Annotated in this window: 16 protein-coding genes; 6 read left to right on the plus strand and 10 right to left on the minus strand. The window is 75.2% G+C overall.

Annotated elements, in window-relative coordinates:
- Positions 1 to 66: 66 nt before the first annotated feature.
- Entirely contained in the window at positions 67 to 777 is a 711-nt protein-coding gene (locus HKK73_RS15645; protein ID WP_171468350.1) for a TetR/AcrR family transcriptional regulator, read from the plus strand.
- A 41-nt stretch (positions 778 to 818) separates the two neighbouring features.
- Positions 819 to 1,862, plus strand: coding sequence for an NAD-dependent epimerase/dehydratase family protein (locus tag HKK73_RS15650; protein WP_043658841.1), 1,044 nt, complete (start codon positions 819 to 821; stop codon positions 1,860 to 1,862).
- A 97-nt stretch (positions 1,863 to 1,959) separates the two neighbouring features.
- Here the strand turns inward: HKK73_RS15650 and HKK73_RS15655 are convergent, their stop codons facing one another.
- Both HKK73_RS15655 and HKK73_RS15660 read right to left on the minus strand, forming a co-directional pair.
- A complete protein-coding gene (locus HKK73_RS15655; protein WP_034655150.1) occupies positions 1,960 to 2,403 on the minus strand; it encodes an OsmC family peroxiredoxin in 444 nt (147 codons plus the stop codon).
- A 114-nt stretch (positions 2,404 to 2,517) separates the two neighbouring features.
- A complete protein-coding gene (locus tag HKK73_RS15660) occupies positions 2,518 to 3,234 on the minus strand; it encodes a hypothetical protein (RefSeq protein ID WP_171468351.1) in 717 nt (238 codons plus the stop codon).
- Between the two features lie 297 nt (positions 3,235 to 3,531).
- Between HKK73_RS15660 and HKK73_RS15665 the strand changes: the two genes are divergently transcribed.
- From HKK73_RS15665 to HKK73_RS15675, 3 genes are all read left to right on the plus strand, one after another.
- The gene (locus HKK73_RS15665) at positions 3,532 to 7,134 is read left to right on the plus strand and encodes a S8 family serine peptidase (protein ID WP_171468352.1); all 3,603 of its coding nucleotides are present in this window, start codon (positions 3,532 to 3,534) and stop codon (positions 7,132 to 7,134) included.
- Positions 7,135 to 7,302: 168 nt separating this feature from the next.
- The gene (locus HKK73_RS15670) at positions 7,303 to 8,052 is read left to right on the plus strand and encodes a cyclopropane-fatty-acyl-phospholipid synthase family protein (RefSeq protein WP_171468353.1); all 750 of its coding nucleotides are present in this window, start codon (positions 7,303 to 7,305) and stop codon (positions 8,050 to 8,052) included.
- A gap of 120 nt (positions 8,053 to 8,172) precedes the next feature.
- Positions 8,173 to 8,865: a DUF4241 domain-containing protein gene (locus HKK73_RS15675; protein ID WP_171468354.1), complete on the plus strand. Its 693-nt coding sequence runs from the start codon at positions 8,173 to 8,175 to the stop codon at positions 8,863 to 8,865.
- A gap of 121 nt (positions 8,866 to 8,986) precedes the next feature.
- Here the strand turns inward: HKK73_RS15675 and HKK73_RS15680 are convergent, their stop codons facing one another.
- On the minus strand, positions 8,987 to 10,042 hold the full coding sequence (locus HKK73_RS15680; RefSeq protein ID WP_114552979.1) for a YhcG family protein: 1,056 nt from the start codon (positions 10,040 to 10,042) through the stop codon (positions 8,987 to 8,989).
- Between the two features lie 186 nt (positions 10,043 to 10,228).
- Between HKK73_RS15680 and HKK73_RS15685 the strand changes: the two genes are divergently transcribed.
- Entirely contained in the window at positions 10,229 to 10,777 is a 549-nt protein-coding gene (locus HKK73_RS15685; RefSeq protein ID WP_171468355.1) for a hypothetical protein, read from the plus strand.
- A gap of 60 nt (positions 10,778 to 10,837) precedes the next feature.
- Here the strand turns inward: HKK73_RS15685 and HKK73_RS15690 are convergent, their stop codons facing one another.
- Genes HKK73_RS15690 through HKK73_RS15715 form a run of 7 tightly spaced genes read right to left on the minus strand, consistent with a single transcriptional unit; the run spans position 10,838 to position 18,199 of the window.
- Positions 10,838 to 12,256, minus strand: a complete 1,419-nt coding sequence (locus tag HKK73_RS15690; protein ID WP_168945261.1) for an alkaline phosphatase family protein — start codon at positions 12,254 to 12,256, stop codon at positions 10,838 to 10,840.
- The gene (gene eboE, locus HKK73_RS15695; protein WP_171468356.1) at positions 12,253 to 13,521 is read right to left on the minus strand and encodes a metabolite traffic protein EboE; all 1,269 of its coding nucleotides are present in this window, start codon (positions 13,519 to 13,521) and stop codon (positions 12,253 to 12,255) included. The genes HKK73_RS15690 and eboE overlap by 4 nt, the downstream gene beginning before the upstream one ends.
- A 17-nt stretch (positions 13,522 to 13,538) precedes the next feature.
- Positions 13,539 to 14,417 (minus strand): TatD family hydrolase, encoded by an 879-nt coding sequence (locus HKK73_RS15700; protein WP_061267969.1) that lies wholly within the window; start codon positions 14,415 to 14,417, stop codon positions 13,539 to 13,541.
- Positions 14,417 to 15,118: an EboA domain-containing protein gene (locus tag HKK73_RS18970; protein ID WP_216608000.1), complete on the minus strand. Its 702-nt coding sequence runs from the start codon at positions 15,116 to 15,118 to the stop codon at positions 14,417 to 14,419. The genes HKK73_RS15700 and HKK73_RS18970 overlap by 1 nt, the downstream gene beginning before the upstream one ends.
- On the minus strand, positions 15,115 to 16,029 hold the full coding sequence (locus HKK73_RS18975; RefSeq protein ID WP_253705675.1) for a sugar phosphate isomerase/epimerase: 915 nt from the start codon (positions 16,027 to 16,029) through the stop codon (positions 15,115 to 15,117). The genes HKK73_RS18970 and HKK73_RS18975 overlap by 4 nt, the downstream gene beginning before the upstream one ends.
- Complete coding sequence (locus HKK73_RS15710) at positions 16,026 to 16,955, minus strand: SCO3242 family prenyltransferase (RefSeq protein WP_137280711.1); 930 nt, start codon at positions 16,953 to 16,955, stop codon at positions 16,026 to 16,028. Before HKK73_RS15710 ends, HKK73_RS18975 begins: the two co-directional genes overlap by 4 nt.
- On the minus strand, positions 16,952 to 18,199 hold the full coding sequence (locus HKK73_RS15715; RefSeq protein WP_171468357.1) for an inositol-3-phosphate synthase: 1,248 nt from the start codon (positions 18,197 to 18,199) through the stop codon (positions 16,952 to 16,954). Before HKK73_RS15715 ends, HKK73_RS15710 begins: the two co-directional genes overlap by 4 nt.
- Positions 18,200 to 18,306 lie beyond the last annotated feature (107 nt).

Consider the following 18,306-nt stretch of genomic DNA (forward strand, 5'->3'; position numbering starts at 1 on the left):
TGACTCACGGTCAACAACGCTACGCCTCTTGTTGACTGGCGGTCAACAACAGCGTAGAACGGTGTCATGCCTCGCACGCCCACCCCCGCCGGACCCCTCGGCGCCGACGGCTCCGTGCGCGCCCGGCCGGGCGGCGCCCGCCGGCGGCGCGAGCCCGCCGACCGACGGCGCGAGCTGCTCGACACGGCCGCGCGCCACGCCGACGAGCACGGCCTCGACGCCCTGACCCCGGCGGCCGTCGCGGCCCGCTCGGGGGCGTCGAAGGCGCTCGTCTTCCACTACTTCGCGTCCACGGCCGGGCTGCGCCGGGCCGTCGCGCTGGAGGCCGTGGCGGAGCTCGAGGCGGCGACGGTCGCACCGGACGATCGTCCCCTCGTCGAGCGCCCGGCGCTCGCCGTCGCCTCCTACCTCGACGCCGTCGAGGCGCGCCGGCTCGTCTGGCAGGACCTCTGGCGCGGGGTGCTCGCCGAGGACGACGCCACCCAGGAGGCGCTCGCGCGCGTCCGCGACAGCCTCGTCGCGCGCCTGACCTCGACCGTGAGCGCCACCACGACGGACGCGCTGCCCACGACGCCCCGCCTCCGGCTGCTCGCCGCGGGCTGGGTCGCGCTCGTGGAGAACGTCACGGCCGCGTGGCTCGGCGGCGGGGACCTGAGCCGCGCGGACATCGAGAGCCTCGTGCTCGCGAGCGCCGTCGTGCTCGTGCCCGAGCTCCCCGAGCCCGCGCGCGGCGCCGTCCTGGCCATCGCCCGGGCGAACTCGCCCGCGGCGGGCTAGCGTCGGGGCGACGGGCAGCGGACGAGGTCGGGAGGCAGCGCATGCGCGTGGTGGTCGTCGGAGCGAGCGGGAACGTCGGCACGGCGGTCCTGCGCCGGCTCGCGGAGGAGCCGGTCGTGACGTCCGTCGTGGCGGTCGCTCGGCGCGTGCCGCGCGCCGACGGGTCGAGCACGGTGCGCTTCCCGCACGACGTCGCGACCTGGCGGTACGCGGACGTCGCGGCCTCCGATGCGGACCATCGGCTCGACGCCGCGTTCGCGGGAGCGGACGTCGTCGTGCACCTCGCGTGGGCGATCCAGCCGAGCCACGACCGCGAGCGGCTGCGGCGCGTCAACGTCGAGGGCACGCGCCGCGTCGTCGAGGCGGCGCAGCGGGCGGGCGTCGCGCACGTCGTCGTGGCGTCGTCCGTCGGCGCCTACTCCCCCGCCCCGTACGCGGGCGACGCGCGCGACACCCCGGTGAACGAGGGCTGGCCCGTCGAGGGCGTCCCGGGCTCGTCGTACTCGGAGGACAAGGCCGCCGTCGAGACGCTGCTCGACGACCTCGACCGGGAGACGGGGATCGTCGTCTCGCGCGTCCGCTCGGCGCTCGTGTTCCAGCGCGACGCGGGCTCCGAGATCGCGCGGTACTTCCTCGGCCCGCTGGGCACGCGCGTGCTGCGTCGCGACCCGCTCCCGGCGGTCCCGCTGCCCGACGGCCTGCGGCTCCAGGTCGTGCACGCCGACGACCTCGCGGACGCGTACGCCCGGATCGTCGTGGGCCGGCACCCCGGGCCGTTCAACGTCGCCCACCCCACGGTGCTCACGGCGCAGGACGTGGCCGACGTCGTCGCGGACGGCTCGCTGCGCACCGTGCCCTACGCGACCGCGCGGACCGCCGTCGCCGTCGCGTGGCGCGCGCGCCTCGCGCCCGTCGGCGAGGGCTGGCTCGACATGGCGATGCGCGTGCCCGTGCTCGACACCGAGCTCGCGACGGAGCTGCTGCGCTGGCGCCCCGTGCACGGCGCGAAGGACACGCTCGCCGAGCTCGTCGACGGCATCCGGGCGGGCGCCGGGACCTCCTCGCCCCCGCTCCTCCCCCGCTGACCGGACCCGCTCGCGGCACCACGCCCCCGACACGACGGACCCCGGGTCGCGCGCCGTCCAGCGGTGCGCGGCCCGGGGTCCGTCGTCGGTGCCGGGGTCAGCTCTCGAGCGTGGCGTCCAGCGTGATCGTCGGCACGCCCGCGAGCGCCTTCGAGACGGGGCACGTGGCCTTGGCCGCCTCCGCCGCCTGCTGGAAGCCGGCGGCGTCGATGCCCTCGACCTCGCCGCGGACGGTCAGCGCGATCTCCGGGATCTGGAAGCCGCCTGCCGGGTCCGGCGCGAGGGTGACCTCCGCCGTGACCTCGAGCGAGACGGGCGTCGCGCCGGCCTCGCCGAGCAGCGCGGAGAACTGCATCGCGTAGCAGGACGAGTGCGCGGCGGCGATGAGCTCCTCGGGGCTCGTGACCCCGCCCGCGTCGTCGGCGGCGCGACGCGGGAAGGACACGTCGTACGTCCCGACCTTCGAGCTCGTGAGCTCGACCTGGCCCTGGCCGTCCTGGAGGCCGCCGTTCCAGGCGGTGCGTGCGATACGGGTGGGCATGCGAGATCTCCTTCGACGTCGTGGGTCCCGGGCAGGACCCGGTGCCCCGACCGTAACCCGCCGCGCCGCGCCCCGCCGGGACGGGGTGCGTGAGGTCTGCGTCACGCGGCGCGCTCAGCCGAGCGTGCCCGCCGGGCGGTAGACGACCGACGACGCGCGGTCGTCGAACGAGCCCAGGGTCGCGCAGTGCGGCGTGCAGTTCTTCTTCGTGCCCGCGTACGAGTAGGAGTCGTAGAGCGTCACCCAGCACCCGGCGTACGTCGACGCCGAGGAGACGACGTTGTTCATGAGAAGGTTCGCGAGGTTCGGGAACCCGTACGTCGAGCCGGTGTGGCACCCGTTCGTACCCGACCCGTAGAGCACCTTCGACGCGCCCTTGTAGCTCGGGTCCCGCCACAGCACGCCGAGCACGATCGACCCGGCCGCGGCCGTCGTCGCCCGCTCCGCCGCGGCCCGCGGGCCCGCCGTCGTCGTCGCATTGAGCTCGCCGACGAGGCCGTCGACGTCGGCCCGCGTGGCGCGACCGAGGCGCGACGGCGCGACCTCGTCCCCCGACACGAACTCGAGCGCCTCCTCCAGCGAGCCGAAGCACACCTCGGGTGCGGCGGGCAGCGAGGCAGGGTCCTCGCCGGGGAGGAGAGGCCGGGCCTCGACGGCGCAGCTCTCGCCGGTCGCGACGGGCTGGTCGGCGAGCGGGACCGCCGCGAGATCGTCCCCCGGGGCGGCCCGGACGCCCGACGGCGAGGCGAGCGCCGGGCCGGCGACGGCGCCCACCAGCACGAGACCGGCGACGAGGCCGGCGGACAGGGCGCGGAGCGGAGTGCTGGTCATGGTTCTCCTTCTGCGTGGGCCACGCCCCCGGGTTCGCACCCCGTGGACCTGACGCGGGAAGGGGACTCCCACAGGACGGCCACGTCCCGTGACCCCGCCCGCATCCTAGGGCGGACGGTCCCTCGGGGCCTGGCGGAGGTCCCCTGCCGCTGGGCAGGTCGGGCGGTCGTTGGTTACCGTGCTCGGGTGGCCTCGGTCCCACCCGGGCGAGACCGCTGGGAAGGACCCATCCACGAACCCTTCGCCGAACCGGCACTGCCGGGGAGATGAGTGTCGATGAAGCACCGTTCTCTACCCGTGTCACTGACCGCCGCCGCCGCGAGCCTCGCGGTCGTCGCGGCCGGCGCCGCGCCCGCCGCCGCGGACCCGCCGCCCGACCCCGGCAACGCCTTCGGCGTGCAGTCGGGCGCGTCCCTCGAGCCGACCGAGAAGGTCGCGCCGTCGCTCGCCAAGGCGACCGGCACGGTCACCGCGTTCGTCGAGCTCGACGCGCCGTCGGCGGTCGACCTCACGGCGCAGGGCGCGAGCCCCGACGAGGTCGAGGCCAATGCGCAGGAGGTCGCGCAGCTCGCGGACGACGTCGTCCCGCAGCAGGCGACCGCCCGCAGCGCGGGCGCGCGGAACCCGCAGCAGGTGTCGGTGACGAGCACGCTCGTCGCGGGCGTCGTCGTCACGGGCGACGCGGCCCGCGTGCGCGACCTCGCGCGCGACGCCTCGGTCCGCACGGTCTACCGGATCATCCCCAAGAAGCCCGCGAACAAGGGCACGGACGTGTTCACGCGCGCGCTCGAGACGTGGCAGAGCACCGGCCTCACCGGCGAGGGCGTGCGCATCGGCATCATCGACACCGGCGTCGACTACACCCACAAGGCGTTCGGCGGCCCCGGCACGCAGGAGGCGTTCGACGAGGCCTACGGCGACCGCGGCACCGGCCCGGTCCCCGAGGGCACGTACGACGAGCTGAAGTTCCTCGGCGGCCACGACTTCGCCGGGTACGACTACGACGCGAGCGGCACCGTCCCCGGCACGACCCTCGTGCCGACGCCCGACGAGAACCCCATCGACTCGCTCGACTCGGTCGGCTCGGGCCACGGCTCGCACGTGGCCGGCACGACGGCGGCGTACGGCGTCACCGCGGACGGCGAGACGTTCGACGGCGACTACTCGACGCTCACGGACATCTCCGACTGGCAGGTCGGCCCGGGCTCCGCGCCCGAGGCGGGCATCTACGCGCTCAAGGTGTTCGGCGACCTCGGCGGCTCGACGGGCGTCGTCGTCGACGCGCTCGAGTGGGCGGCCGACCCGAACGGCGACGGCGACCTGTCCGACCGCCTCGACATCGTCAACCTCTCCCTCGGCTCCGACGGCTCGCCCGCGGACGACCCGGAGAACCTCTTCATCGACCAGCTCTCGCGCCTGGGCACGCTGTCCGTCATCGCGTCGGGCAACGCGGGCGACGTGACCGACGTCGGCGGCTCGCCCGGCAACGCGCGCACCGCGCTGACGGTCGCGAACTCGGTCGGCGACACGCAGACGTTCGACGCGGTCCGCGTCGAGGCGCCGGAGTCCCTCGTCGGCACGTACCCGGCGCAGAACTCCCAGGCGTACGCGGGCACCGCGGACGTCACGGCCCCGGTCGCGTTCGTCGCGGACGACTTCTCCGGCTGCGATCCGTTCACGCCCGAGCAGGCGGCGGCCGTCGCGGGCAAGATCGCGTTCCTCTACTGGGACGACGACGACGCGACCCGTGCGTGCGGCAGCGCCGCACGCTTCAACAACGCGGAGGCCGCGGGCGCCGTCGGCGTGCTGCTGTCCTCCGAGCTGTCGTCGTTCGTCGCGGGCATCGCGGGCAACCCCGGCATCCCCGGCGCGCAGCTCACGGGCCCGAGCCACGCCGCGCTGCGCCCGGCGATCGAGGCCGGCGAGGTCACGCTGACCGTCGGCCCGTCGCTCGCGCTGTCGTCGTTCGTCTCGATCCCGGAGATCGGCGACACGCTGAACAGCGGCTCGTCGCGCGGCGTGCACGGCTCGCTCGGCGTCGCCAAGCCCGACGTCGCGGCACCCGGCACCGGCATCGCGTCCGTCGCGTCCGGCCGCCTGGTCGGCGCGAGCATCAAGTCCGGCACCTCGATGGCCACCCCGCACGTCGCGGGCATCGCGGCCCTCGTCAAGCAGGCCCACCCGGGCTGGGCTCCGGCCGAGGTCAAGGCGTCGGTCATGAACACCGCGACGCACGACGTCTTCACCGGCCCGTCGGGCACGGGCACCGCGTACGGCCCCGAGCGCGTGGGCTCCGGCCGGGTCGACGCCGTCGACGCCGCCACGAACACGACCCTCGCCTACGCGTCGCAGGACTCCGACCAGGTGTCCGTCGCGTTCGGCGTCGTGCCCGTGGGCGCGGACCCGGTCACGGTCCGCAAGACCGTGACGGTGCAGAACACCGGCGACACCCCGAAGACGTACTCGACCGGCTTCACGCAGTCGAGCACGGCCGGCGGCGCCACCGTCTCTGTCGCGCCCGCGTCGATCACCGTCCCCGCCGGCCAGCGCACCGTCGTCACCGTGACCCTCACGGCCGACCCGGCGACGCTCGCCAAGGAGCTCGACCCGACGTCGTCGGCCGACTCCGGGGTCGGCGTGCCGCGCGACTTCGTGTCCTCGGTGAGCGGCCGCGTGGTCCTCACCCCGACGGACGGCGGCAGCGAGCTGCGCGTCCCCGTGCAGGCGTCGCCGCGGCTCGTGAGCGACCTCTCCGGCAAGCCCGTCGCCTTCCCGGGCACCGCGACGACCGCCGAGCTCGACCTCGACGGCCGCGGCGTCGACTCCGGCGGCTGGACGTCGCTCGTCGCGCCGTTCGAGCTCAAGACGACGAGCCCCCGCCTCGAGGCGGACGCGGCGGTGGGCGCCTCGGCGTCGGCCATCGCGGCGGCCGACGTGCGCGCGGTCGGATTCGCGTCCACGGCGCCGCAGGAGGCCGCAGCCGGGGGCGACCCGGCCGACGGCTTCATGGGCATCGGCGTCGCGATGGACGGGGAGTGGGCGAGCCTCGGCTCCGTCTCGATCCCCGCGGTCGAGGTCGACGTCGACTCCGACGGCTCGGCCGACTTCGAGGTCGCGGTGGTGAAGTTCGACACGGAGATCGACGTCACGCTGGCCGTGACGTACACGCTCAAGGACTGGACCGGCCCCGACGGCAAGGAGCGCGAGGCCGGAGCCGTCATCGACCAGCAGCCGGTCAACACCGTCTGGGGCGACGTCGACACCTCGGTGTTCGACAACAACGTCGTCGTCATCCCGGTCGGCATCGGGTCGCTCGGCATCGAGGAGGGCGACGTGCCGACCTTCCAGGTCCTCACGTACTCGCCGTACTCGCAGGCCGCCGACCAGCTCGTCGACGCGAGCGAGACGTTCACGGCCGACCCGTACGACCCGGCCTACTGGTTCGGGGGCGAGGGCGAGCTCGTGTACGCCGGGGCCGACGACGCGCCGATCACCGTGCACCGCTCGGAGTCGGCGGTCGAGGCCGGCAGCGGGAAGCTCCTCCTGCTGCACCTGCACAACGCGACGCCGACCTCGCGCTGGCAGACCGTGGACGTCACGACGTCCGCCGTCGTCGACGCGACCGTCACGGCCGAGGCCCGCTGCCTCGGCGGGAAGGCGCACGTCGCGGTGCGCGTGCTCAACGAGTCGGGCGCGACGGCCGACGTCGTCGTGACCACGCCGTACGGGGAGAAGACGTTCCCGAACGTCAAGGACGGCAAGAACGCCTACCGGTCGTTCTCGTCGCGCGCCGCGTCGTTCGACGCGGGCTCGGTGACGGCCACGCTCACCGCCGAGATCGACGGCGAGGAGGTCACCACGACCTACGACGCCGACTACGAGGCGCTGAGCTGCTCGTGACGCCCGCCGCCTGAGCGCCCCTCGCGGGCGCTCGTGCGACACCACCCGACGGCGCCCGGTCCCCACGGACCGGGCGCCGTCGGCGTGTCCAGGGCCGCGTGAGCCCCAGGGTGATGGCTCGTCCGACGGCGTCGGCGCGGGCAGGCGGTGGCCTGTAGCGTCGCCGAGGTGGAACGCTCCGAGATCTTCGACATCGCCCACCGGCGCCATCCGATCGGGGCGCCGGTGGCTCCCGAGCGGCTGCGCGAGCTGGTCGGCTGGCTGAGCCCGAGCGACGGCGCCCGCGCGGTCGACCTCGGGTGCGGCGAGGGCGAGTGGCTGCAGGAGCTGCTGCTCGCCTACCCGGGGATCACCGGCGTGGGGATCGACCACATGCTCCCGGCCTCCGCCGCCCGGCGTGCCGAGGAGCGGACGCTGAGCGACCGGGTGCGCTGGATCGAGACGGACGCCGCCACCTGGGACGACGGGGTCTTCGACGTGGTGCTGTGCGTCGGTGCGAGCCACGCCTTCGGCAGGCTGGAGGACATGCTGGCCGCTGTCCGGCGGCGCCTGCGCCCCGGTGGCCAGGCGCTGGTCGGTGACAGCATCTGGGAGGGCTCCCCGTCGGCCTCTGCGCTGGCAGCGCTCGAGCTCTCCGCCGACGCCTATCCCGACCTCGTCGGCTTCGTGCGAGCCGTCCGCGAGCACGGGTTCGAGCCGTCGTACGGGCACGTCAGCACGGTGGCCGAGTGGGACGACTACCACTTCAGCTGGACCGGCTCGCTCGTCGACTGGGCCGTGCGGGAGGCCCCGACGACCGAGGATCGCGACCAGGCGCTCGCCGCCGCACGCGGGAATCGCGACGCCTGGCTGAGCGGCGCACGAGGCGAGCTCGGGTTCGCCACCTTCGTCCTGCACGACATCAGCACGCGTGACTGACCGGCGTACACGTCGCTGTCATGTGACGGCTGCAGCCGTACCACCCTCATGCCGGACTCCGCCGCACGTCGCGCGGTGGCCCCGCCGTCCGCGTGGGCGCGGCCCGCTACGCTCGCGGGCGTGAGCGACTTTCCTTCCCCCGACACGTTCTTCGCCCTGCGCCCCGGCCCCGCCGCCGGCACGGGCGCGGCCGACGGCCCCGACTACACGCTGACGGTCCACGACCTGGGCGAGCTCGTGCTCCCCAGCGGGCGCCTGGAGGCGTCCGACCCGTTCACGCTGCTCGGCCACGGGCTCGTCGTGCCGGTCGAGCCGGGGCGGTACCCGGTGCGCGTCACCGTCGCCGACGTCTCCGACGAGCAGGACGGCTCCCACCTGCGCGAGGCGTACCTGAGCGTCGTGCTCGCCGAGGGCGAGGTGGCCGCCGTCGAGCCCGTGGTCCCCGAGGGCGCGGACGGCCCGCCGGAGGCGGGCGCCGCCTACGGCGTGCCGGTGGACGCCGGGACGGTCGCCTTCGCCGACGCCGACGCCGTCGCCCGGCTCATGCCGGAGGGCGACTGGTACGACGAGGTGTTCGACGACGGCACCGACACGAGCTGGTTCGCGCTCACGGACTCCCCCGACCACCTGCGCGAGGGGTCGGCGAACATCCTGCTGCCCGGCGCGCAGGACGGCGAGAACGTCGTGCTCGCGCACTCCGGCTGGGGCGACGGCTTCTACCCGCTCGTGCGGACCGTCGCCGCGGACGGCACGGTGCTCGGGCTGCACCTCGACCTGCTCGTCGCGCTGCCCGACGACGAGGACGACGACTAGTTGTACTGATGATGGAGGGTCGGCCAGCTCCTGCGGGTCGCGCTCCTCGTCCTGCGGACTCGCGCCTTCGGAGCACGCACCTCTCCGTTCGTTCGTGCTGGTCGGAGAGGTTTCTGAGCGCTCAGGCCCGGTGATCGAGCTCGTCCTCGATGACCGCCTCGAGCTCGGCCGCGCTGGGCAGCACGCCGCGGGCGTCCTCGGGCAAGCCCTGGTAGTCCGCGACGGCGATCGGCACCCGGGTGCCGGCCAGCGCGTACCGCACCGTCGGGCCGGTCTTGCCCGTGCACAGCAGGATCCCGATCGTCGGGGCGTGGATCTCGGGCCGGCGGAACTGATCGTCGACGATCGCGACGTACGTACCGAGCTGACCGACGTGCGCCGGCTCGAACTGGCCGATCTTGAGCTCGACCACCACGTACCGCAGCTGCTCGACGTGGAAGAACAGCAGGTCGACGTAGAACTCGTCCACCCGGTCGCTCGCGTCGTCCGGCACGGTGAGGCGCACCTGGCGCCCGACGAACGCCATGCCGCGACCGAGCTCGAGCATCGTGTCCTGCAGCCGGTCCATGAGCGCCTGCTCGACGTCCCGCTCTGCCACCCGTTCGACCAGCGCGAGGTGCTCGAACACGTACGGATCCTTGACCAGCTGCTGCGCCAGCTCAGAGTCCGGAGCCTCGAGCGCCTCGGTGAAGTTGGTGGGCGCAGCACCGACGGCGCGCCGCAGGTCGGCCTTGATCTGGTGCTCGAGCACCGCGCGCGACCAGCCGTACTCTGCGGCACTCGCGGCGTACCAGTCGCGCTCCTCGCGGGTCGTGAGCCGATCGAGCAGGACGGTGACGTGCCCCCACGGCAATCGTCCAACGGGTTGTTGGACGAACTCGTCCTCGGTCCGCCACGCCTCCGCCGCCCGGCGCATGTAGAGCAGGTTCGACCGTGACCAGCCGCGCTGGTCGGGAAACTCGCGCTGCAGGTCCGCGGCCAACGACGTGACGACCTTGCTGCCCCAGCCCGCCTGGCGCTGCCGGTCGAGGATGTCGCGCCCGACCGACCAGTACAGCCGCAGCACCTCGGTGTTCGCCGCTCGCGCGGCACGGAACCGCGTCGCGCGGACCCGCGCCTTCAGATCGGCCAGGAGCTCGGCGTATCCGACTGGTTCCAACTCGCTCCCCGACGACATCATGCGCGACATCCTGCCCCACGCCGGGTGGCCCGTTCTGGCTCGACCATGTCGTCGCGAGGCCACGGATCTGCTCGGCCTCCACGGCCGCCCGGACACGCGTGGGGAAGGCTCCCCATGGAACGGGAGCCCGGGGACGGCTACCGTTCCCGCACGGGTACCGACCCGCGACGAAGGAGGGGCCCGATGGCCTGGTGGGAAGACGAGAAGCCGTCCGCGAGCCGGCTCGCGGACCAGCTCGCGGACTCGAGCCGTCCGGCGCAGCCCGCCTCGCCGTACGCCGACGACCGCTCGGGCTCCTGGGCCGTCCTGTCCCTGTGGCTGCTCCTCGGCGCCGCGCTCACCGCCGGCGGGGTGGCCCTGCTGGTGTCGATGCGGTCCGCGACGGGCGTCTGCCTCGGGACGACGGTGCTCGCGCTGGGCCTGTTCTACCTCAGCCAGTACGGCGTCCTCGCCGGGTACGTGCTGCAGGTCGGTCGCCTGCGCCGCCGTCGCGTCGAGGCGGCGCTCGCGCACCAGCCGCCGCCGGCGCTGACCGACCACGACGTCCGCCAGTTCCACGTGCCGATCCGGCCCTCGTACGCCGGGTCGGCGTTCGTCGGGTTCCTCGACCCGGGCGACGCGCCGGCTCCCGCCGGGCTGCGTGCCGCACGGGTCGTGGGCGGGCTGTGCTCCGCGGTCTTCGTGCTGGGCGTCGTCGCGACGCTCGTCGTGGGCGCCGTCACCCGCGCCTGACCCGCCCGAGCACCCGGTCCGGTGGCCCCGACCCGACGGTCGGGACCACCGGCCCGGTCGTCAGACCCGGACGCCGAGGCCCTGCAGCTCGAGCACCAGGCCCTTGATCGCGGCGGCCGGGACCTGCCCGGACCCGCTCTCCACCACGCCCGCGACCGACGCCGGCACCTCCGCGTCCGAGCAGATCACGAGGGGCGTGTCGGCGGAGGAGTCGGGGAGCCGCCCGTGGGAGCCCTTGACGTACGACGCGTCGAGCGGCACGGTGCTCATCGCGTACCGCAGGCCCACCTTCTTCTTCACGAGGTTGAGGCCGGCCTTCGCCTTCGCCAGCCGGTCCGCCGGGTCGAAGAACAGCTCGGCGGGGTCGTAGCCGGGCTTGCGGTGGATGTCGACGCCGCGCGCGTACTCGGGCGCGCGGGCGTCGTCGAGCCAGAAGTAGTACGTGAACCACGCGCCGGGCTCCGCGACGACGACGAGGTCGCCCGACCGCTCGTGGTCGAGCCCGTACCGCGCCTGCGCCTCGCGGTCGAGCACCTCGTCGACGCCGGGGACGCCGCGCAGCAGGTCCGTGACCCGCCGCCGGAGCGCCGGGTCCTGCTGGTCGCCGAGGTACACGTGCGCGACCTGGTGGTCCGCGACGGCGAACGCGCGCGACGTCCACGGGTCGAGCTGCTCCTTGCCGTCCTGCACGTAGACCTCGAGGAGGCCCTCCCGGCGCAGGATGCGGTTGAGGTGCACGGGCCGGTCGGCGTCCGCGATCCCGTACTCGGAGACGACGAGCACGGTGACGCCCTGGTTCGCGGCGTCGTCGAGCAGCGGCGCGAGCGTCGCGTCGAGCTCGGCCGCCGCGGCGTCGGCCTGCGGCGACGTGGGCCCGAACCGCTGCAGGTCGTAGTCGAGGTGCGGGACGTACGCCATCGTGAGGTCGGGCGCGTGCGTGCGCAGCACGTGCCGCGTCGCGTCGACGATCCACCGCGACGAGGTGATGTCCGCCGTCGGGCCCCAGTAGGTGAACAGCGGGAACTCGCCGAACCGGCCGACGAGATCGTCGTGGAGCGCCGCCGGGCGCACGTAGGCGTCCGGGGACTTGCGGCCGTCCGCGTGGTAGATCGGGCGCGGCGTGACGGTGACGTCCGTCGTCATGCCCATCGCGTACCACCAGCAGACGTTCGCCGACGAGTACTCGCCGTGCGTCCGGCGCGCGGCCTCCCAGAGCTTCTCCCCCTCGACGAGGCGGTTGTGCTGGCGCCACAGGTAGACGTCGCCGAGCTCGCGGAAGTACCAGCCGTTGCCCACGATCCCGTGCTCGGCAGGGCTGAGCCCCGTGAGCATCGTCGACTGGACGCTGCACGTCACGGCGGGCAGCACCGTCGCGAGCTCGGACTGCCAGCCGCTCGCGGCGAGCTGGCGCAGTCGCGGCATGTGGGCGAGCGCGGTCGAGGTGAGCCCGACGACGTCGAGCAGCAGCACGGGCTTCATGCGGTCCTCCTGGTCGTGCCCGGGTCGGCGGCGGCGTCGTCCGCGGTCGGTCCCGAGGGTGGTGCGGTGCGCGCCGTCCCGGCGGCAGCGACGTCGTGCGCCGCGACGAGGTGGGTCACGGCGAGGTGGGTCGTCGCCCAGCGCAGCTCGGCCGCGATGCCGGCGACGAGCGAGTCCGTCGCGGCCCCCTCGGGCAGCACGGCCCACGTGTACGTCTCGACGTCGAGGTGGGCCTCGTCGCCGTGCGGCGCCGCGCGGACGGCGTCGACCGCCGCGCGCAGCACGTCCGTCGTCGCGGCGAGCGGCGCGGCGGGCTCGTGGTGCAGGGGCACGTGGAAGTGCACGCGCCACGGTCCCTCCGCGGGCAGCGCGCCGCCCAGGGCGTCGGGCAGGTCGTCGGCGGCGAGCACGTCGCCCGCCGCGGTGAGCTCGCGCACCTGGTGGATGTACCGCTGCTCGGCGAACGCACCGACGGCGGCGCGCGCCGCGTCGTCGGCCGGGTCCGCGACGTGCAGTGCGGCCGACGCCTGGACCTTGACGACCCGCAGGCCCGCGTCGGTGATGCGGCGCACCGTTGCGGCCGTCCCCGCGCGGCGGTCCGCGAAGGACACGGCGAGGTGGCACGTGTCGAGGCACACGCCGACGTGCTCGGGGTCGATGCGCCGGTCCGCCGGCACGTCCGGCCCCGTGCGCGCCGCGAGCCAGGCCACGACGTCGTCCACCGTGTCGAGCACGCAGCCCGGCTCGGGCTCGACCGCGACGCGCACGACCTTGCCCGTGCGCTCGCGCAGGTCGCGCAGGCCCTCCCCGAGCGCGGCGAACGCGCGCGTCGCGGCGTCGTCGTCGGCGTCCGTCCATGGCTCGCGCCACGCGAGCGGCAGCGTCGAGATCGACCCGGCGACGCCGTCTGGCAGGAGCTCGGCCAGCACCTCGGCGCACTCGAGCGTGTACGCGAGCCGCTCCGGGTCGGCCCACGTGGGCGAGTAGACGTCGAGCTTGACGACGTCGGCGTGGAAGCCGCCGTACGGGAACGCGTTGAGCGTGTGGACCTGGAGGCCGTGCTCGTCGAGCACGGCGCGCAGGCGCACGCGGTCGTCGGGCGAGCCCGCGAGGCGGTGCGCGAGCACGGCCGGCATCCACAGCCCGACGCCGAGGACGTCGAGCCCCGCGGCCTCGCGCACGGGCGCGGCGTAGCGCACGAGCTGGTCGAGCACCCCATCGAGGTGCTCGGCCGGGTGGACGTTGGTGCAGTACGACAGCAGCATCGTGGTGCCCTCCCGCGCTACGCCCGCGCGCCGCGCAGCACGGAGGAGCCCTCGAACTCCACGCCCGGGGTGGGGAGGTCGCCCTCGACGAACCCGGGGACCGGGTCCAGCACGAGGTTGCCCGACTGCCCGTAGAACTCGACCGGGTTGCGCCACAGCACCTGGTCGACGTCGTCCTCGGTGAAACCCGCGGCGAGCATCGCCTGCCCCGTCTTGAGCGTCTTGAGCGGGTCGGAGCGGCCCCAGTCGGCGGCGGAGTTCACGATCATCCGCTCGGTGCCGTGCTCCTGGAGGATCGCGACCATGCGGTCCTCGTCCATCTTCGTGTCCGGGTAGATCGAGAACCCCGCCCACGCGCCCGCGTCGAGCACGAGCGCGACGTTGGTCTCGTTGAGGTGGTCCACGAGCACGTGCTCGGGGGCGATCCCCGACTCACGCACGACGTCCAGCGTGCGCCGCGTCCCCGACAGCTTGTCGCGGTGCGGCGTGTGCACGAGCACGGGCAGCGCCGCGTCGCGGGCCATCTGGAGCTGGCGCGAGAAGACCTCGTCCTCCTCGGGAGTCATCGAGTCGTACCCGACCTCGCCGACGGCGACGACGCCGTCCTTGAGCAGGTAGCGCGGGATCTCGTCGAGCACCTCGCGGCACCGCGCGTCGTTCGCCTCCTTGGGGTTGAGGGCGATCGTCGCGTGGTGCCGGATGCCGAACTGCGCGGCCCGGAACCGCTCCCAGCCCAGGAGCGCGTCGAAGTAGTCGAGGAACGACCCCACGTTCGTGCGCGGCTGGCCCAGCCAGAACGCCGGCTCGACGAGCGCGCGCACGCCCGCGGCGTACAGGGCCTCGTAGTCGTCGGTCGTGCGGCTGGTCATGTGGATGTGGGGGTCGAAGATGCGCATCAGGCGGTCCTCCCGGTGGTGACGTCAGGGGCGAGGCGGGCGACGTCGTCGGGCACGACGCGGCCCGCGGCGCGGCGCTCGGCGGCGAAGTCGCGCGCCATGCGGGCGAGCTCGTCGTCCGCGCGGTCGTCGAGACCGGCGACGGCGTCGAGGCTCACGCCCATGAAGACGAGCTTGAGCACGGCGTGGCGCCACGCGTGCGGGTCGAGGTGCGCGGCCGCGAACGGCCCGACGGCCGCCGCGACGAGGCTCTGGTCGTTCGTGCGGAGCGCGTCCGCGGCGAGGTCCCGGCCCACCGCCACGACCGACGGCGCGGCGTCGTCCGCCAGCGCCCCCCGCTCCGTGAGGGCGTCGAGACCGCGCAGGACGCCCCGCCGCTCGGCGGTGTCGCCGTGCTGGTAGAGGTCCGCGAGCCGCGCCGCGAGGGCGGCCTCGCCGTCGGCACCGCCACGACCCGCCCCCTCGGCGAGCGCGACCACGAGGTCGGCGCGGGCGGCGTCGTCGACCGTCCCGTGCACGACCCCCGCGGGGTCGGTGTCCGGGCGGACGGGCACGCGGCCCACCTGGCGGCCCGCGAGCGCGAACGCGCGCGTCACGGCCGCGGGGTCCTGCGCGACGGCGGCGCGCGCCTCGGCGAGCCAGCGCTCGCCCGGGGCGGTCCCGTCCGCCGTGCGGGCGTCGGGACGGGTGGTCTCGGTCATGGCACCTCCTGGGGGTGGTGGGGGCGGTCGTCCCACGCGCGGTGCAGCGCTGTCATGCTGCGGTGCGCGAGGCCGGGGGCGTCGTACGAGTGGCGGGGCAGCTCGACCGCCGTGACGCCCGCGTACCCGACGTCGGCGAGCGTGCCGAGCACGAGCGGGAGGTCGATCTCGCCCTCGCCGAACGGGCGGTGCTCGTGGTGGGTGCGCGGCATGTCGTCGAGCTGCACGTTGGCGAGGTACGGCGCGGCCGCGCGCAGCGCGCCCACCACGCCGTCGGGCTCGACGACGAGGCAGTGCCCGACGTCGACCGTGACCCCGAGGTCCGCGAGGTCGCCGCCGTCGCCGCCCAGCTCGTCGCGCAGCCGCAGCGCGTCGCCCACCGTCTCCACGAGCATCCCGGGCTCGGGCTCGAGCGAGAGCCGCACGCCGTGGTCGCGCGCGTGCTCGACGAGCGCGGGCAGGCGCTCGCGCAGGAGCGTCCAGCCCTCGGCGGGGGGCACGTCGTCGGGCAGGACCCCCGAGAAGAAGGACACGCACTCCGCGTCCAGCACGGCGGCGATCTCGACCGCGCGCCGCAGGAACCGCAGCCGCGCGTCGGCCTCGACGTCCACGAGCGTGGGGCGGTGCTTGCGGAACGGGTCCAGGAGGAACCGCGTGCCCGTCTCGACGACGACGCGCATCCCCGCACCGTCGCGCGCCGCGGCGAGCCGCGCGCGCAGCGCCGTGGCCTCGTCCGCCCAGCCGTCCGCGAAGGGGTCGAGGTGCGGGAAGCCGAGCGTGAGCGCGACGGCGCCGTACCCCTCGTGGGCGAGCACGTCGAGCGCGACGTCGAGCGGGTGGTCGGTGAAGCCGTTCGTGCCGTACCCGAGCGTGAAGGGCATCGTGCCGCCGGCGGTGCCGGGCGCGCTCACGTCTCGCTCATCTCGGCGCGGCCCGGGGCCCGCCCCGCGCGGCGCAGCAGCCGGCCCGCGACCTCGACGCCCGCGAGCACCCCCACCGACGCCAGGCTCCCCCCGCGCGCGGACCACGCCGCCTGCAGCGGCAGCATCGCGCGGATCCCGGCCTTGGTCGCGGCGAACGCGTTCTGGGCGGACGGCGTGATCGCGGCGTCGACCTGCCGGGGCAGGCACGTCGCGAGGTAGGCGCCCGCGGCCGCGACCCCGGCGACCGCCGTCGCGACGCGCGCCCGGCCGCTCGCGCCGCCGTCGGCCGCCCGTGCGCGGCGCACCGCGCCGGCGCCGACGACCGCCCCGCCCACCGCGGTGGCGGCGGCCACGCCCGCGGCGAGGGACGACGTCGTGCCGTGCACCTCGCCGCGCGACAGGTACGTGACGCCCGCGGTGTGCACGGCCATCCCGGCCGCGGCCGGCAGGGCGGCGCGCAGGTGCCCGACGCCGGCCCCGAGCAGCACGTCGAGCCCGCGGCACGCGGCCATGACGAGCGGACCGGCCGCGCGCTCCTTGGCGACCGTGTCGTACGTCCACACGCTCGCGGCGAGCGGGACGGCGACGGCGAGCGCGCGCGCTCCCCCGCCCGCGGCGGCGAGACCGACGCCCGCGGCCGTGAGACCGACGGCGACCTGGAGGGCCCGGCGCTCCGTCACACGGCCCGACGGGATCGGCCGCTCGGGCCGCTCGACCGCGTCGAGGTGCCGGTCCGCGTAGTCGTTGAGCGCCATGCCGCCCGCGTACAGGCACGCCGAGGCGAGGGGCAGGAGCGCGCGGCGCGGCGTGAGCGCGTGCCCGGCCGCCGCCGCGCCCGCGAGCGTGTCACCGACCACCGAGAGGACCGCGGGGGCGCGGACGAGGTCCAGGTGGTCGTGGAGGGAGCCCGTCACGACCGGTCGGCCGCGGCGGTCGCGTCGCCGCCCACCCGGGCGGTCGCCTCGCGGACCCAGTCGGACAGCGCGACGGTCTGCGCGGCGAAGTCGTGCACGCCGCTGCCCCAGGGGTCCTTGAAGAAGAACCCGAGCTCCGGGACAGGGCCCGCGTACCCGGCCGCGTCCGCGAGCGCGAGCAGGCGCGCCAGGTCGAGCACGAGCGGCGCGGCGAGCATCGAGTCGTACGCCGACCACGTGGTCTGCAGCGTGAGCCGCGAGCCGAGGAAGCCCTCGACGTGCACGTGGTCCCACGCGACCTTGATGTCCCCGAGGTCGGGCACGTTGTCGATGTGCAGAGGCGTGACGTCGCTGCCCGTGAGGTCCTGGAGCCCGCGCGACTTGGACACGAGCTTGCTCTGCACCGCCTGCGGGTCGGCGAGCGTGGCGCCGTCCCCGCCGCCGAGCAGGTTGGCCCCCGCCCACGACAGGACGCGCAGCCCGCGGGCCCCGAACGCCGGGGCGAGGATCGTGCGCAGCCACGTCTGGCCGGTCTTGCCGTCCTGGCCCGCGACGGGCACGCCGCGCTCCTCGGCGAGCTCGAGCAGCACCGGCAGGTGCATGCTCGCCGACGGCGTGAACTCGGCGAACGGGGCGCCCGCGAGCAGCGCGGCGTACGCGGTGACCGAGCTCGGCGGCAGCACCGCGCGCTCCGGGTCCGCGAGCGCCGCGCGCAGCAGGTCGCGGTCGGAGAGCTCGGGCGCGGGCTCGGGCAGCGGCTCGGTCGACACGAGGTCGACGACGACGACGCGCGCGAGGCCGTGGCGCTCGCGGAAGTCCACGATGTCCGCCGCGAGGCGCTCCGCCGCGGCCTGCTGGGACTCGCGCGCGCTGCCCTCGGCGGGGTGGGCCGAGTAGCCGGGGCGCACCTCGGCGTCGGCCCGCTCGAGCGCGGCGTGCGCGGCGGTGAGCAGGCGCGGCGCGATCATGCCGGCCTCGACGAGCAGCTCGGCGCGCTTGACCATCGACACGTCGGAGATGTCGTGGCCGCCCACGACGAGGTCGCCGAACGCGGGCAGCGGGGCGGAGGCGAAGGGCTCGCCCGCGGTGACGCACCCGGTCGGCTCCGCGCGCCCGTCGGCGATCACCGCGAGGCCGAGGGCGGCGGTGGTGGCGACCGAGCCGCGGGCGCCGACGAGCCACAGCCCGGTGCGCGCGTCCGGGGCGGGGCGGTCCGACGATCCGTCAGGGGCGAAGTGGTGCATCGTTGCTCCCGTTCCGACGGCGGACGCCGCGGCGCCGCCGATCACGACGACGATGGCCTCCCTGCCACCGTCGGACCGCACGCCCCGGGAGAGGGTCGCTCTGCTCG

It is taken from the genome of Cellulosimicrobium sp. 72-3 (genome assembly GCF_013127315.1).
Classification (GTDB): domain Bacteria; phylum Actinomycetota; class Actinomycetes; order Actinomycetales; family Cellulomonadaceae; genus Cellulosimicrobium; species Cellulosimicrobium funkei.